Raw genomic sequence first — 15162 nt, 5'->3', positions numbered from 1 at the left:
CCAGCCGCCGGCTGTTCGCACGGAAGGGACACCTCGCTTGAACCCGGACACCACGCTGCTGCTCGTAGGCGCGAACGACGAGACCGTACGCAAGGCCAAGGACCTCGGCCTGCACGTACTCCTCCTCCAGCACCCCACGAAGGTCAGCGCCGAGCAGGAGAAGCTCGCCGACATCACCTGCGTACTCGACTACACCGACTGGGCCGAAGTGGAGCCGGTCGTCAGGGAGTTGAGACAGACACCGGGGTTCGCCGCCGCCCTGTCCATCACCGAGGCGGGACTCGAGAACGCCGGCCGGGTCAACGACCTCTACGGGCTCGGCGGCACCGGTCACGCCGTCGCCCAGCGCATCCGCGACAAGTGGGCGATGCGGCGCCATCTCGCCGGCCGCGATCCCGTCGCCGTGGGCGCGGCACCGCTCGTGCGCCGCAAGGACCTGGACGACTTCGCCGCCGCGCACGGCTATCCGTTCATCGTCAAGCCCGTCGACGGCACCGCGAGCCTGGGCGTGTTCCGGGTCGAGGGCCCCGACGGCACCGACCAGGTCTGGGAGCACGTGGAGCGGCTGCGCGGCACGCGCACCGACCGGGTCTCGACGCTCTTCGTCCTACAGGACTTCCTCATGGAGGAGTACGTCGAGGGACCCGAGTTCAGCGTCGAGTCCTTCAGCTTCGCGGGCCGTCACGTCGTCGTCGCGGTCACCGAGAAGTTCGTCGATCCATACCGTTTCGCCGAGGTCGGGCACGCCGTCCCCGCGCGCATCGACTCCGCGACGGAGGAGCAAGTGCGCGCGAGCGTACGCGGCTTCCTCGACCTGATCGGCATCCGGGACGGCGTCTGCCACACCGAGGTGCGCATCGGTGCGCGCGGCCCCGTCGTCATCGAGAGCCACAACCGCATCGCCGGCGACGCCATCACGGACCTGGTGCACGGCGCCTACGGCATCGACCTGGTGTCGTACGCGCTGGGCTGGCCCTTCGGCCTGGTGCCCGAACTCCCCGACAGACCGAAGGCGCACGCCGGGGCGAGCACCCGGTTCCTGGTGGGCGATCCGGGGCGGGTCGAGTCCATCGAGGGCGTCGACGAGGCCCTCGGCATGGCGGACGTCCTCGAAGTGCGGACAAGCGTGAAGCCGGGAGACGAGGTGCGCTCCCTGAAGGACAACTGGGACCGGCTCGGTCTGGTGGCCGTCACCGGCTCCGACACCACGGCGGCGATCCGGCGCGGCGCCGAACTCATCCGCGACACCGTCGAGATCCGGATCGCCGGGGACGACGGGACCGGCGGCCGCGCCCGCGTCGCCGAGCTCGGCCCCGAGACCGTCCGCGGCATCCCGGAGGGCGCGGCATGAGCATCCTGATCCTGCACCGCAACCCCTTCGAGCCCTTCCCGTACGAGCGGTGGCTGCGCGACTACGACGGCGAGGTCGTCGTCCTGGCCGCGCGCGACAAGCTGGAGCTCTTCGGCGAACAGGTCCCGGCCGCCCACGGGTTCGCGCACCTGGAGGTACTCGACGACTTCGACGACGAGGAGCTGATCCGTGCGCGCGCCCTCAAGCTGGTGGCCGAGTACGGGACACGGCACATCGTCGCGCTCCACGAGGCCGACCTGATCCTGGCGGCCCGGCTGCGCGAGCAGCTCGGCCTCGACGGCCCGCGCCTGGCCGACGTGGAGCCCTTCCGGGACAAGGCGCTGATGAAGGAACGCCTCGGGCGGGCCGGCGTCGAGGTCGCCCGGCACACCCTGCCGCGGACCGCGCAGGACGCGCACGCCTTCGCCGAACAGCACGGATTCCCCGTGGTGTTCAAGGACCGGACCGGCTTCAACTCCATCGGCCTGCGCATCCTGCGCGACCGGGAGGAGCTGGAGAGCCACACGGCCCGGGTGCTCGCCGGCGGGGACGCGCGCGACGACCTGCTCATGGAGGCGTACGTTCCCGGCCGCATGTGCCACGTCGACGGTCTCGTGGTCGACGGCCGTACGGTGCTGGCCTGGCCGTCGCAGTACCAGTACGACCTGGCGTCGTACGGCACCGACGCCGGTGCCCGCGTCGACCTGACCCTGGACCCGGACGACCCGCTCACCGGCCGGCTCCTCGACGTGACCGAGCGGGCCCTGGCCGCGCTGCGACGGCCGGACGGCAGGATGCGGGAGCACGCCTTCCACGCGGAGATCTTCCACACGCCCGACGACCGCCTCGTGCTGTGCGAGATCGCATGCCGGTCGGGAGGCGCCAAGACCCGCGAGGTGCTGCAAGCCGTCTTCGGCCTCAACATCGGCGAGTACGCGACCCGGGCCGAACTCGGCCTTCCGCTGCCGCTCCTGGAGGAGGCACGGCGCGGCGGCAGCCGCCCGCAGCCGCGGGCCATGGCCGGCCAGGTCCTGATGATGAAGCGGCCCGGGCACGTGCGGGCACTGGCCGCCGTTCCCGACGACCCCTGGGTGGAGCGCTTCTGGCTGTACGGCCGTGTGGGGCAGGTGATCTCGCCCGCCGCGGGCTCGGCGGACTTCCTCACCTGCGCCGTCGCATCGGCGCCTACGCGTACGGAGTGCGAGCGCAGGCTGCGCGCGCTCGGCGCGCGCTTCGAAGCGCAGACGGAGATCGTCCCGGCCGGGAGCACGGGCGCGGACGCCTCGGGCGACGGGAGCACGGGCGCGGACGCCGCGGGCGAGAGGACGGAGACAGCCTGATGGGCCTTTCCCTTCAGACCCGGTACATGCTCGGCATGATCGTCGACGCGACCGGCGCCGGCATGTTCCTGCCGCTGTCGCTGCTGTACTTCCACCACGTCACCGGGATGCCGGTCGCACAGGTCGGCGCGATCATGACGACCGCGGCGCTGCTCGCCCTGGTCGGCAACCCCGTCACGGGCCTGCTCATCGACCGTTACGGCGCCCGTACGGTCGTGGTCGGCGGATACGTGCTGCGCGCGGCGGGGTTCGCGACGTACTCGCTCGTGGACTCGGCCGTGCCCATGGTCCTCGTCGTCACGGTGGTCTCGTTCGGCGACGTGTCGTTCCAGCCCTCGATCCAGTCGTTCATCGCGGAGATCGTGCAGGGCACCGCCAGGGACAAACTCCTCGCGGCACAGCGCAGCCTGCGCAACGCCGGCCTCGGCGGCGGCGGCCTGATCGCCGGCGGCGCGCTCGCCCTCGACTCCGACGTCGCCTACCAGGCGATCGTCCTCGGCACGGCCGCCACATATCTCGGCGCGGCCGCGCTCATCCGCTCGATCCCGGTGCGGCAGGACCCGGAAGCCCCGGCACCCGTCCGGCCCAAGCGCGGATACCGGCTGGTCGCGGCGAACCGCCCGTTCATGTGGCTGACGCTCCTGAACGTGCCCACCGCGTTCGGCTACATGGTGCTCTCGGTGAGCCTCCCGGTGTATCTCACCCAGGAGTTGCACTCGCCCAGCTCTCTGGTCGGCGTCCTGTACGCCACCAACACCGTGGGCATCGCGCTGCTCCAGATCCCCGTGACGAGGGTCCTCACCCGGTACCGGCGCACCCGCGTCGCAGCGCTCGGCGGCGGGGTGTTCTGTCTGGCGTTCCTGTCCTTCGCCGCCCTGGGCCTGGTTTCGGCGGGCACACCCGTACTCGTCGGCGTCTTCTCGGCGACGCTGCTGTTCACGCTGGGCGAGCTGATGCACGGGGCGACCGCGTCGGCGCTGGTGGCCAGCACCGCGCCGGAGGCCACGCGCGGCCGTCACCTCGCGGTCTACCAGCTGTCCTGGGCGGTGCCGACGGCCCTCGCCCCGGCGGTGCTCACCGCACTGCTCACGCTGAGCCCGGCCGGCATGTGGCTGCTGCTCGCGGCGGGCGTCGCGGTCTCGGCGCTCTCCCTCGTCCGACTCGAGCCGAGGCTCCCGGCCCAGGCCGTACGGGCGGACGCCGTACCGGCCACGGACACGGAGACGCAGACGGAGACGGAGACGGAAGAGTCCACGACGGCGCGGGAGGAGCCGGACCTCAGCACCCCGCAGTCCCGTCAGGCGTGAGAGGAGCACCGGCTGTGGGGGCGAGAATGGAACCCATGGGAGAGTTCATCGAAGCGGAGATCTACGCTCAGCTCGCCCGCATCGGCAAGGCCCTGGCCAGCCCGGTGCGGCTGCGGCTCCTCGACCTGCTCGAGAAGGGCGAGAGCGATGTGGATGGACTCGTCCACGCCTCCGGAATCAACCTCAAGAACACCTCGGCCCAGCTTCAGCAGCTGCGCAGCGCCAACCTGGTCGCCACCCGGCGCCAAGGCAACCGCGTCTTCTACCGGTTGGCAGGGCCCGAGGTCTCCCGGCTCCTGGGGTCGATGCAGTACTGCGCGGAGCTCAGGCTCGCTGACCTGCGGCTGGCCGTCGGGGAACTGCTCGGCAGCGCCGACGAGTTGCGGCCGGTCACCGCCGACGAGCTGCGCGCGCACATGGACGATCCGCACACCATGATCATCGACGTGCGTTCGGAGGCCGACTACGCCAACGGCCATGTGCCGGGGGCCATCTCGCTGCCCGCGGCGGAGCTCAGGGAGAAGATCGACAGCATCCCGCGGGACGTGGAGGTCATCGCCTACTGCCAGGGCCCCTACTGCGTCCTCTCCCCCGACCTGGTCCGGCTGCTTCGCCGGCACGAGATCCCGGCGCGTCCGTTGCAGGGCGGGATCACTCAGTGGCAGCGCGAGGGCGGCCCGCTCCACTCCGACTCCGGCACCGAATACTCGGATTCGGGCACGGAATGAAGGGAGAATCCTCCGGGTCGCCGAACGGCTTCTTCACCGGCTACCGCCGTGGGATCCGCGGGACCGCGAAGTGCCCCTGCATTGTGGCTCGTTCTCGTTCTCGTACTCGACTCGTCGACCGGCCGTCGTGGTGCGCCGGGTGTCGTAGGCGGCCACCGGAAAACCGCATCCCCGGCCGGTTTCAGTGACCGAGTCCGGCCTGTCTGGCGCGCACCGCGGCTTCGGCTCGGTCGACCAGGTGCAGCTTGGCGAATATGCGGGATAAGTAGTTGCGCACGGTCTTGACGGACAGGCCGAGCTGTTTGGCCATCGCGGCCGTGCCGAGACCGTCGGCGACGAGTTCGAGCACCTCCAGCTCCCGGTCCGTCAACTCGGGGAAAGGCTTGGCCACTCCGACCGGCTGGGCCAGGTGATCGGTGACCCAGCCCGAGGTGCTGGAGTCGAAGACCAGGCCGCCGGACCGTACGATCCCGATGGCCAGCAGGAGATCCTCCGAGGGCGCGCCCCGGGAGAGATAGCCGCGGGCACCTGCGCGCATGGCCGCGAGAAAAGCCTCCCGGTCGTCGGCGATGCTGACGATCAGGACGGCCGTATCCGGACAGCGTTGGGTGATGGGGGTGATCACCTCGACGAGGGGGACGCTCGGCGGATTGACGTGCAGCAGCACCACGTCCGGACGCAGCCGCTGGACCACGGTCACGGCATCCGGTCCGGTGCAGACGTCCCCGACCACTTCCAGTGCGTCCACATCGTCGAGGAGAATCCTCAAACTCGACCTGTACACCGGACGGTCTCCTGCGATCAGCACGGTGACCGAATCCGCTCTTGCAGAATTCATAGCCACTTGTTCGAGCACGTTGTTCCTCCCCCGGAAGCCCGAGCACAGCTCATTCGGCAGTCAGTCATATTACCAAAAACGGCATGTCCGGCACGTCTTTTAAGAGGAACCTCGGATACCGCTTACCCCGTGCCATATGTGTCCGCAGCGCACTCCGACGGAACTCCACATCAGGGGATTCCCAGCGCCTTGTCCAGGCACTTCACTTCGAACTCAAGATGAACTGTCGGTACCGGATATTCATTCGCGAATGCCCGCGGAATCCATACACATGCGGCATATGCACCGTTTAGGGTGCTGCCGTAAAGATTCCCCGAGTTCGCTACGCGATGGACCTTTTCCACCCCTCCCGATACCGTCCGCCGCCGTTCCGGATCACCAGGGCCGGCGTCCCGCGGGTGCGCGGCGAACTCATTTCAGCCGCTGCCCGGCGGCGGCCGGTCAGGCGTCCCCCAGCTCGGCCACCAGCGTCCTGGGGGCGATCAACCGGTAGGCGTCGACGACCAGTTCGCGGACCTCCGTCCAGTCGACCGGCACGTCCACGTAGACACCGACCCAGTTGCGCCCGCCGTAGGGCGGGGAGAAGAAGCGCTCGGGCTCGGTGGCGATCATCGCTTCCTTGGCGCCCGCGGGGGCCGGGACCCAGAAGCTGCGACGGCCCGACGGATGGCGCTCCGAGATCTGGACCAGCGTCCGCCGCCGGATCCGCCATGACGGCTCACCGTGATGGTTGGTCCCCTCGACCACCTCGGGCAGGCTCAGGCACAGTTCGCGCAGTCGCGGCACCACGTCGTCCTCGGTCATGGCCCGATCGTCTCATCCCGGCCGGCGGGACGGGCCGCCGTCGGGGACCGTCCGGCCGGCCCGCGCCTCACATCGGCTCCTCCCAACTCACACGCACGGAAAGGTCGTTGTCGAGGGTGTAGTACGGCCTGACCGAGCAGCGGGACCCGTCGGGCGCGGTCACGTGCTGGGGCGGATAGGTGAAGATCCGCTTCTTGTCCGGGACGTCGTCGAGTATGCGCGCGAGGCGGACCGGTTCCTCGTCCGCGGACGGGCGCAGCCACAGGTTCCAGGTCCGCTGCCCGGGCAGCAGGGCCTCCAGGGGCAGCCGGGCCGTGAAGCCGTGGGCGGGGCGCCGCGCGGTGGTCTCGTCGCCGGTGCCGCCGGTGCCGCCCGTGCCTCCCGCAGGCGAGGCGGAAGGGACCTCCCGTCCGGCGGCCGATTCCCCGTCCGGGCACGCGGGCACGCGCACCGGCGCCACCGCCGCGCCTCGTGGGTGCGCCTCCAGGGACGCGGTGGCCGAGAGCCGCGCGCCGTAGAGCCTGCCCCGCAGGGACATGACCCCGCCGGCGACGCACAGCGGTCCTGCCTCCGCGTGCGGCCGGCGCAGCCACGAACGGACCGTGAGATTCCCGTACTTGGTGGCGTAGGGGATGCGGACGCCGAGCCACTCGCATGCTCCGGCGGGCTCACGGTGTACGAGGGAGCGCAGGTCGTGGATGCCGGGCAGCAGCCGCCGCGGCTCCTCACCGTCCACGGCCAGACAGGCGTCCCAGCGCCCCTCCGGAAGCCACAGCGTGCTCGGCAGAACGGCCCGCAGGGTTCCCGGCCCCTCCACCGGGACGAGCGGCAGCCGCACGTTGTCCGCCGGGCCGCTTCCGCCCCGCAGGCGCAGCAGCATGGCCGCCCCGGCCGGAGGTCCGTGCGTCCCGTGCCGTTCGGCCGTGCCGCCGCCCGTGCGCACGTCGAAGGTGAGCCCTCCGGCGCTGTCGGCCGTGCAGTCGGCACGCGGGCGCTCGGTGCCGGTGCCGGTGCCTGTACCGGAGCCGGTGCCGGTGCCGGTGCCGGTGCCGGTGCGGGGAGAGGAACCGTCACGCGGGGCGTGCGCCACCACCGTGGGGTGCGGCGACACGTCCCGCGGCGGCGTGCCGATGGTGGGCCCGGTCATCTCCGCGCTCCCCCGAGGACGTGCGCCATGCCCAGCCGCACGGTCTCCTTGGCCGCGTAGGCTCCGCCGAGCAGGGTTCCGCGTGCCCGGTGCAGCGTGCCGCCGCGGCGCTTCGTCAGCGACGTCATCAAGTCCTCGTACCGGGCGGCCACATCGGCCGGATCGAAGCGGGCCGACGCCGTGAGCGCGGCACTTCCCATCCGCAGCCGCAGCGCGTCGTCGTCGATGAGGCGGAGCAGCGCGCCGGAGATCGCGCCCACGTCGCCCGTGGGCACCAGCAGTCCGTCCTCGCCGTCGCGGATGATCTCCTTGGGTCCGTGCGGGCAGTCGGTGGCGACCACCGGCAGACCGCACCGCATGGCCTCGACGATGGTCATCCCGAAGGACTCCAGGCTCGAAGTGACCGCGCAGATCGCTCCCTTGGCCCACTCGGCCTCGATGGGGTTCGCGGGGCCCATCAGGAACACGTGGTTGTAGAGGCCGAGTTCGTCGATGAGCGACCGCAACTTCTCCCGCTCGCGGCCGTGGCCGTAGATCCGCAGGCCCCAGTCGGGACGCTCGGCGACGACCCGGGCGAAGGCGCGTATCAGCACGTCGTAGCGCTTGGCCGGGGCGAGCCTGCCCGCGGCGACGACCCACCTGCCGGTACCGTCCGACGGCCTTACGGCGGGCGCGGGCACGCTGTTGGGAAGGGCCTGCACCCGCACGCCCGGCAGGCGCATGATCCTGCGGTAGTCGCGGGCGTCGGCCTCGGTGACCGTGGTGACCGCGTCCAGGCGTGGATAGGTGCGTCGCAGCAGGAGCTTCAGCCGCGGGGAGTGGGTGGCGAGGGTGAGGTGCTCCTGCCCCAGCCGGGCGGGGCCGCGGCGGGTCTGCCGGGCCACGTGCACGTTGAGCCCGGGGCGTGTGCCCACGACGACGTCCGCCCCGGTGCTGCCGAGGTGGTCGCCGATACGGCGGTCGGTGAGGGCGCTGTACTGGCGGTACTGGCCGTCGGCCACCGGGAAGACCCGTGCGGCGTCCGCCCGTCGGGGATCGTCGCCGTCGTAGGAGGGGCTGTGCCGGCGCATGTCGACCAGCCCTCTCAGCAGTACGCCCTCACCGGGGTCGAAGAACGGCGTGTCCCGGTAGCGGAATACGGAGACGACCTCCACGTCGTGCTGTTCGGCGAGCGTGCGCGCCAGGTTGAAGGTCGTACGGATGGTTCCCCCCATGCCGTACGCGCTGTTGATGAGAAACGAGATGTGCATTTCCCCCATCCCCCCTGAGTCTCGGTCCAGTTCGGAGCTTTCCGGTGGCGCCCCCGCGCCGCGGTCTGACCGCCCGCCCGCCGCGGGCCCGCGCTAACAGGCCCTCGGGCTCGGGGAACCGCACGCTGACCGTGGTGCCTCCGTACGGCTGCTCCCGGGTCTCCGTCACGGCACCGTGGGCCCGCGCGATCGACACGACGGAGGCGAGATCCGGGGCCCGGCCTGCCTCGCCGGGCTCCGCTCCGTGCCGCCGGCCCGGCGCCAGCAGCGACGCGACGACGCTGTGCGGCGGAGGCGACCCGGTGTGGCTCACCCGCAGGGTCCGCTCGTGGACGTGGATCGTGATGCGGCCTTCTTCGCGGTCGTGGAGCACGGCGTGCTCGATGAGGCCGGACACCAGGCGCCCCAGCAGTACGGGGTCGCCCTCGACCGTCGTCGCGCGGGTGCGGACGGCCAGGGTGCATCCGCGGCGCCACACCTCGTCGGCACGCTCCGCCGCCACGGCGGCCGTGAGCCGGTCGAGTCCGACGGGCTCGCGGCGCGTCAGCGCCTCCCCGTACGGGCCCCCGGATCCGCTCGCCGCATGCGGCGGGAGCGCCGGGCCCTCCCCCGGTCCGTGCCCCGTTGTGGCGGAGCGGCCCGGGAAGGCGGCCATACCTCCGTGCACGGCCGATCCCCCCTCTTCTCCGATTCCTGTGCGGGCAGCGCGGCGTGCTTCCCCGAGTGCGGACGGCCGTGGGTCACGCGGCGTCCACGGATGGCCGGGGGCGGAAAACCGGTCCTTGTGGGAGCCCCGGGAGATGTCCGGGACCGGCGGTGGGTGGCCGGCCTCGGCCGCCGGTCCGGGTGTCCGTGCTGCGCAGGGCGCTCGAGCGCCTTCCTCGTCAGCCTGGATCAGGTGAAGAACAGGGACATGAGTATCGGACGCTCAATTCCGCCGTATTCGACTTATTCGGCTGATCGCCGGTTTCGTCATGGGATCGCGTCCGACATCGGATTCCGTCGTTGCGCCGCTTTCGCTCAGGATCCTGCGGGCGGGCCGTGCCCGTGCCTCATCCGCGGGGCGGCCGGGAGGGTGCGGAGGACGCGGAGGGTCCGGAGGACGCGGACGGCCCGGCGACGGCCCAGTCCGAGCACTTCTCCTTCAGGGTGCGCCTGCTGCGCACCCCCAACTTCCGGTAGATGTTCTGGAGATGGTTGTCGACGGTGCGCTTGGAGACGGTGAGCGCGTCGGCGGCCTCGGCGTTGCTGAGCCCGGCGCACACGAGCCCGGCGATCTCCGCTTCCCTCCGCGTCAGGTGCTTGGCCGCCCCCAGTACGGCCAGACCGGGGCTCGAAGCGCCCTGGCACCGCTGTTGCAGCGAGAAGGACAGGGTCTCGGCCGCCGCGGCCTCCCGGCGGTCGCCACGGTTGCTCCAGTGCATGGCCGCCGACGCGGCGGCCTCGGCCGCCACCAGCAGGCAGCCCGCGTCCTCAAGTGACCTCGCGCTCTCCAGCAGTCGGGCCGGGTCCGCATCGGCGAGGGCGCTCACATAGGAGAGCCGCGCTGCGAACAGGGCACCGTCCATCTCCCCGGCCATGTCCCGCAGACCGGGCAGCGCCTCCTTGGCGTAGCCGATCCGTGCGAGGTCGGTGAGGAGCCTGGACTCGCCCGCCCGGTGACCGGCGGACCGCGCGGAGCGGGCCGCCTCCCAGAGCACGTCGCGGCCCTCGTGGACCTTGCCCTGCGCGACGGCCGACCACGCCCGCCCGGTGGGGAGTTCACAGCGGAACGCACCCCACTGCGGAAGTCCGCGGCATTCGCCCAGCGCCCGCCGCGCGGTCTCGTGGTCCCCTCTCAGCGCGGCGGCCTCGGCCTTGCGTGCCAGGGCCATGTGGAGCGTGCCCGGCAGCGAGTTCCGTCCGGCGACGGAGACCGCCTGCGAGGCCCAGCGTCCGGCGTCGGCGGGGCGGCCGGCCATGAGCGAACAGCGCGCCAGCGCCGCGGCGATCCACGCCTCGGCCCCCGCCGCGTCGTCGGCCAGCGCCTCGCCCCATCCCCGGTGGCCGACGCGGTAGGCCTCTTCGAGCCTGCCGGCCTCCTCCAGCGCGAACATCAGCGTGTTGAGGTACTGCACGGGATGCGGGACAGCCGAGGGGTCGTCCTCCAGCCGTACGCGGTCCTCGTACGCCGCACGGGCCAGCTCCAGACCGTCGCCCACGCGTCCCGTGGCCACCAGCGCGGCGGCCTTCGGCCCCTTGCCGATGATGCCGGTCCGCGGATCCTCGGTGAAGCCGATGCCGCGCAGCGCCTCCAGGGCCGCCGCCGGACGCCCGAAGGCCATGAGCACGGCTCCGCGCGCCGCCTTCAGCACGGCCCGGCCGCGCGGTTCGCCGATCTCGCGCATCGCCGACGCCACGACCTCCAGCGCCCGTTCGCAGTCGATGACCGCCCACGCCTGGAGGCGGCACCTGCCGAGGGCGACGAGCAGCCGGTCGCGGTCGTCCGCGGTCCTCTTCGCCGCCTCGTCGAACGCCTCGCCGGCTGCGGCGTGGTCGCCGATCTCCAGCAGCGCCTCCGCGAGCAGCAGGCGCGGCCGGAAGTCCTCGCCGAGCCGGCACGCGGCTTCCGCGAACTCGGCAACGTCCTGGAACTTCTGGTCCCGGCGGGCCAGTTCGGCGGCGCGCAGGAGCGTCTCCGGGTCCGCCGATCCCGTCGCCGCCAGCTGCCACGAGGCGATGCGCATCTTGTCGGTGATGCGTCTGGCTCCGCGGGCCCGCACCTGGGCGGCCTCTTCCTGGAGGATCCGCCGCCGCTCCGACGACGTGATCGCCAGCCGCAGCACGACCTCATGTGCCGGGTGCAGCAGGCTCACCGTCTCGCGCCGTCCGTCCCTGCTCGTACGGATCAGGCCCAGGGACTCCAGTTCGTCCGTGGCCTCGGCGGGGAGGCCGGAGGCGTCCACGGGCTGGCAGAGCGCGATCCGGTTCAAGGCGCCGCGCGCCGCGGGGGTGATGCCGTGCAGGCGTCTCTCCAGCAGGGCCAGCAGGAACGGCGACGAGCCCACGCGGGAGACGAGGGCCCACGACTCCCCGTCGTCCACCAGGGCGCCCGTCGAGAGAGAGCACACGACGAACTCACGGAGAAAGCGCGGATTCCCCCCGCTGACCCGGTGCATCATGCTGACCGTGCGGGGCTCCACGGGCCCGTCGAGCGCGGCGCGCATCGCCTCGCCCACCTCGGCCTCGCTCAGCCCGCCCAGGTCGACGCGGCGTGCCGTCTGCGCCGACTGGAGCGCGAAGGCGACCGGTCCCACCTCCCGCAGGCAGCCGGCCACCGCGACGAGGAAGACCGCTCCGGCTTCCATCAGCTGGCCCGCCAGGCCCGCCGAGGCTTCGTCCAGCCCGTCGAGATCGTCGGCCAGGAGCACGAACCTCCCGCCCCCGCCCTGACGTTCGCCCCTCCCTTGACGCCCGCCGCTGCCCTCACGCCCGCCGCCCCGTGGTTCCGCGCTGGAGGCGCACTCCCGAAGGGCGTCGCGCGTCCTGCGGAACAGGGCCACCGGGTCGTCGGCGCTCACGTCCTCCGGAAGGAGATGCGCGAGCGAGGCCAGGCGGGCGGAAGTCCCGGACGTCCCGGACACCGCGACCGCCCTGCCCGTCGCGTGGCCGGCCCGCTCGGCCCTGCGCCTGCACGCGTGCGCGAGACGGGACTTGCCGGCACCGGCCGGGCCGTGGAGGACGAACGCGTGGCACCCCTCGTCGGCGAGCGCCGCGTCGAACGCCGAGAGCTCGCTCTCCCGCCCGATGAACGGCCAGCTCATAGGGTCACTCATGCTTCCCCCTCCACGGAGCCGGTCCGCCGCCACGCCCCGCGCGTGACGGCCGGTCCCGCCGGCTCCGACTGTTCCCGGCCCCCTGTGTGGCTTGTTTCCTACGGTCGGCCCCGTGCCAGCGTACGCATCCCGCGGGACGGGTTCAGCCGGTGCGTCGCCGCAGCCGCCAGAACGCGGCTGCCGCGACGAGCACCACGAGGAGCAGCACGAAGCCCGTCTCGGTCAGCTGAACCGGCCAGTAGTGCGAGGCGGGCCGGGCGCCGAGGCACGCGTCGACCGAGTACTTGAACTCGGACTGGTCGTACTGGCAGCGCGTCACCCCGTGGCCGAAGGGCCCCTCGCCACGGGCCGTACGGGAGACCGTGGGCCACAGCTGGGTGCGCCAGGGGCCGATGACCCACGCGGCGGCCCAGGTGGCGAGCGCCCCGGCGGGGAGCGCCAGCAGCGGGGCCCGCAGGAGGAGCGCCGCCAGGAAGCCGAAGGCCAGGCCGAGCAGGGCGTAGATCACGACGGCGGGTCCCATGGCGAAGAAGACGTCATTGGTCTCGTATCCCGCCGTCAGCAGGCGCCGGGCGCCGGCCGAGTCGAGCAGATTGCGGCACAGGACCACGAGGACTCCGGTGCCCGCGGCGAGGAAGACCGCCAGCAGGAGAAGCTTCTCCGCGAGCCACCTGGCGGGAGTGACGGACTGCGTCCACGCCAACTCCGCGGTGCCGTTGGCCAGTTCACGCGCCACCACCGCGGCGCCGGCGAGGGCGGCCGTGATCGGCAGCACGTCGCGCAGCGCCCACACCATGTCGGATATCTGGCTCTCGTACTGGTAGTGCGCCTCCTGGGCCATCCACATGCAGGCGGGCTCGCCCGAGGTGTCGCACTGGGCCTCGAGTTGCGCGACGGCCGAGGCCTCGGGACCGAAGCGGAGCCAGAGCAGCCAGGCGACGGCGAGGATCACGAGGAGCACCCAGGCCGCCAGGCCGGCGCGGTGCATGAGCAGGTTCACCCGCAGCCGGCGCCGGGCGGAGCCGGTGCGGTGCTGCGAGGCCCGGCCGGGACGGGCGGCGGTGCCGCTGGTCGTGGTGCCGGTGGTCGTGACGGCGGGGGTCATGCGGCGTCCTCCTGCGCTCGAGCGTGTGACGGGCGCCCGGGCGCCTCGGGTACGGCGCTCGCCGTGAGCAGCGGCGGAGCCTGGGAGTTGCGGATGTGGGCGAGCACGACCTCCTCGGTCGTGGGCCTCTCGGCGAACCGGTCGCCCGCGGGCCGTCCGTACGTACGCACCAGGGCGGTGCTGCCGCGCCCGGAGGAATAGCGCTCGATCACGGTGTGCCCGTCCGCCTCCGGGTCCTGGGTGCCGGTGAGCAGGGTGTGCGCCGCGACGAGGTCCTCGGTCTCGCCGCCGAGCCTGAGCCGGCCGCCGGCGAGCAGGAACAGGAAGTCGCACGATTCCTCCAGCTCGGAGAGGATGTGCGAGGCCATCACGATCGTCGTCCCGTACTCGGCGGAGGCGGCCAGCAGCGCACCCGTCAGCTGCCGTCTGGCAAGGGCGTCGATGTCCGCCATCGGCTCGTCCAGCAGCATCAGTTCGGGGCGCTTGCCGAAGGCGAGGGCGAGGGCCACGCGGGAGCGCTGTCCCCCGGAGAGCGACCGGACCTTCGCGCCCGGTTCGAGCGCCCCGTCGCCGTAGGCGATCCGTTCCGCGGCCTCCTGGTCCCAGCGCCCGGGGCCGTTGAACTCCGCCCCGTAGCGCAGCGTGCCGGCGACGGTGAAGTGCGAGTGCAGCGGCTTGCGTTGGGCGAGATAGGCGATGCCGGGGCGGGCTTCGGCGGGCGTACGCCCCAGCACGCTCAGGTTGCCCGACGCGGGCCGGAGCAGACCGGCCGCGAGCCTGAGCAGCGTGGACTTGCCGGCACCGTTCGGGCCGATCAGGCCGCACACACGGCCCCTGGGAAGCCGGAACGAGCAGTCGGTGAAGACGGGCGGTCTCCGGCGCGAGTGCGAAAAGCTCACTCCGGTCGCCTCCAGCGCCGCGTCGGCGTTCTTCATGTCGTCTCCTGCGGGAGGTGTTCGTCGAGTACGGAGTCGAAGAGCGCCGCCATGTCCTCGCGGTCCAGGCCCGCCGCGTGTGCGCGGGCCACCCAGTCCTTCAACTCGCCCCGGTACGGGGTGTCGAGGGCGTCGGCGGCGCCCAGCGACTGGCGGATGAAGGTGCCGAGGCCACGGTGTGCCTCGACCAGGCCCTCCCGCTCCAGTTCGCGGTAGGCCTTCAGGACGGTGTTCGGATTGACGGCCGTCTCCTCGACGACTTCACGGGCGGTGGGCAGTTTGTCCCCGGGCTGGAGCAGACCGAGCCGCAGCGCCTGCTTCACCTGCCGGGCGATCTGCCAGTAGGTGGCGAGTCCGCTGCCGCGGTCGATACGGAACTTGATCCCTCCAGCCGTGGACACCCATACATCCTTTCACTAATCGATTAGTGAAAGGATGTATGGGTGGGGCGAGGGTGTCAACCTCCGTGTCTTCTCCGGGGGTTCGCCGGGTTCGCCACCGCCGCGCGGACGTCGTCGGGAGACGAGCGCCGGATCGGCGGG

General features: G+C 72.1%; 12 protein-coding genes. 4 read left to right on the top strand and 8 right to left on the bottom strand.

The window, feature by feature from the left end:
• Nucleotides 1–37: 37 nt before the first annotated feature.
• Genes HCC61_RS14825 through HCC61_RS14810 form a run of 4 tightly spaced genes read left to right on the top strand, consistent with a single transcriptional unit; the run spans nucleotide 38 to nucleotide 4726 of the window.
• The gene (locus tag HCC61_RS14825; RefSeq protein ID WP_169135902.1) at nucleotides 38–1351 is read left to right on the top strand and encodes an ATP-grasp domain-containing protein; all 1314 of its coding nucleotides are present in this window, start codon (nucleotides 38–40) and stop codon (nucleotides 1349–1351) included.
• The gene (locus HCC61_RS14820; RefSeq protein ID WP_169135901.1) at nucleotides 1348–2691 is read left to right on the top strand and encodes a hypothetical protein; all 1344 of its coding nucleotides are present in this window, start codon (nucleotides 1348–1350) and stop codon (nucleotides 2689–2691) included. The genes HCC61_RS14825 and HCC61_RS14820 overlap by 4 nt, the downstream gene beginning before the upstream one ends.
• Nucleotides 2691–3998 carry an MFS transporter gene (locus HCC61_RS14815; RefSeq protein ID WP_169135900.1) on the top strand — a complete coding sequence of 436 codons (1308 nt, stop codon included), beginning with the start codon at nucleotides 2691–2693 and terminating at the stop codon, nucleotides 3996–3998. The genes HCC61_RS14820 and HCC61_RS14815 overlap by 1 nt, the downstream gene beginning before the upstream one ends.
• A 35-nt stretch (nucleotides 3999–4033) precedes the next feature.
• The gene (locus HCC61_RS14810; RefSeq protein WP_169135899.1) at nucleotides 4034–4726 is read left to right on the top strand and encodes a metalloregulator ArsR/SmtB family transcription factor; all 693 of its coding nucleotides are present in this window, start codon (nucleotides 4034–4036) and stop codon (nucleotides 4724–4726) included.
• Between the two features lie 181 nt (nucleotides 4727–4907).
• Here the strand turns inward: HCC61_RS14810 and HCC61_RS14805 are convergent, their stop codons facing one another.
• From HCC61_RS14805 to HCC61_RS14770, 8 genes are all read right to left on the bottom strand, one after another.
• A complete protein-coding gene (locus tag HCC61_RS14805; RefSeq protein ID WP_169135898.1) occupies nucleotides 4908–5564 on the bottom strand; it encodes a response regulator transcription factor in 657 nt (218 codons plus the stop codon).
• A gap of 441 nt (nucleotides 5565–6005) precedes the next feature.
• Nucleotides 6006–6368 (bottom strand): MmcQ/YjbR family DNA-binding protein, encoded by a 363-nt coding sequence (locus HCC61_RS14800; protein ID WP_169135897.1) that lies wholly within the window; start codon nucleotides 6366–6368, stop codon nucleotides 6006–6008.
• 67 nt (nucleotides 6369–6435) lie between these two features.
• The gene (locus HCC61_RS14795) at nucleotides 6436–7515 is read right to left on the bottom strand and encodes a hypothetical protein (RefSeq protein WP_206322498.1); all 1080 of its coding nucleotides are present in this window, start codon (nucleotides 7513–7515) and stop codon (nucleotides 6436–6438) included.
• Nucleotides 7512–8765: a glycosyltransferase family 4 protein gene (locus HCC61_RS14790; protein WP_169135896.1), complete on the bottom strand. Its 1254-nt coding sequence runs from the start codon at nucleotides 8763–8765 to the stop codon at nucleotides 7512–7514. Before HCC61_RS14790 ends, HCC61_RS14795 begins: the two co-directional genes overlap by 4 nt.
• 1052 nt (nucleotides 8766–9817) lie before the next feature.
• On the bottom strand, nucleotides 9818–12580 hold the full coding sequence (locus tag HCC61_RS14785; RefSeq protein WP_169135895.1) for a LuxR family transcriptional regulator: 2763 nt from the start codon (nucleotides 12578–12580) through the stop codon (nucleotides 9818–9820).
• A gap of 142 nt (nucleotides 12581–12722) precedes the next feature.
• A complete protein-coding gene (locus tag HCC61_RS14780; RefSeq protein WP_169135894.1) occupies nucleotides 12723–13685 on the bottom strand; it encodes a hypothetical protein in 963 nt (320 codons plus the stop codon).
• Nucleotides 13682–14620, bottom strand: coding sequence for an ABC transporter ATP-binding protein (locus HCC61_RS14775; RefSeq protein WP_169135893.1), 939 nt, complete (start codon nucleotides 14618–14620; stop codon nucleotides 13682–13684). Before HCC61_RS14775 ends, HCC61_RS14780 begins: the two co-directional genes overlap by 4 nt.
• Nucleotides 14617–15021, bottom strand: a complete 405-nt coding sequence (locus HCC61_RS14770; protein WP_346777202.1) for a GntR family transcriptional regulator — start codon at nucleotides 15019–15021, stop codon at nucleotides 14617–14619. The genes HCC61_RS14775 and HCC61_RS14770 overlap by 4 nt, the downstream gene beginning before the upstream one ends.
• Between the last annotated feature and the right edge of the window lie 141 nt (nucleotides 15022–15162).

Origin of the sequence: Streptomyces sp. HNM0575 (assembly GCF_012726265.1) — a bacterium.
GTDB lineage: Bacteria > Actinomycetota > Actinomycetes > Streptomycetales > Streptomycetaceae > Streptomyces.
Note: the sequence above shows the minus strand (reverse complement) of the source record. Positions and strands in the feature narration are given on the sequence as shown.

Bases quoted from the DNA above. Each gene is read 5' to 3' on its own strand.
- HCC61_RS14800 (WP_169135897.1), bottom strand. From the start codon at position 6,368: ATGACCGAGGACGACGTGGTGCCGCGACTGCGCGAACTGTGCCTGAGC.
- HCC61_RS14810 (WP_169135899.1), top strand. From the start codon at position 4,034: ATGGGAGAGTTCATCGAAGCGGAGATCTACGCTCAGCTCGCCCGCATC.
- HCC61_RS14780 (WP_169135894.1), bottom strand. From the start codon at position 13,685: ATGACCCCCGCCGTCACGACCACCGGCACCACGACCAGCGGCACCGCC.
- HCC61_RS14815 (WP_169135900.1), top strand. From the start codon at position 2,691: ATGGGCCTTTCCCTTCAGACCCGGTACATGCTCGGCATGATCGTCGAC.
- HCC61_RS14795 (WP_206322498.1), bottom strand. From the start codon at position 7,515: ATGACCGGGCCCACCATCGGCACGCCGCCGCGGGACGTGTCGCCGCAC.
- HCC61_RS14775 (WP_169135893.1), bottom strand. From the start codon at position 14,620: ATGAAGAACGCCGACGCGGCGCTGGAGGCGACCGGAGTGAGCTTTTCG.
- HCC61_RS14820 (WP_169135901.1), top strand. From the start codon at position 1,348: ATGAGCATCCTGATCCTGCACCGCAACCCCTTCGAGCCCTTCCCGTAC.
- HCC61_RS14785 (WP_169135895.1), bottom strand. From the start codon at position 12,580: ATGAGTGACCCTATGAGCTGGCCGTTCATCGGGCGGGAGAGCGAGCTC.
- HCC61_RS14805 (WP_169135898.1), bottom strand. From the start codon at position 5,564: ATGAATTCTGCAAGAGCGGATTCGGTCACCGTGCTGATCGCAGGAGAC.
- HCC61_RS14790 (WP_169135896.1), bottom strand. From the start codon at position 8,765: ATGCACATCTCGTTTCTCATCAACAGCGCGTACGGCATGGGGGGAACC.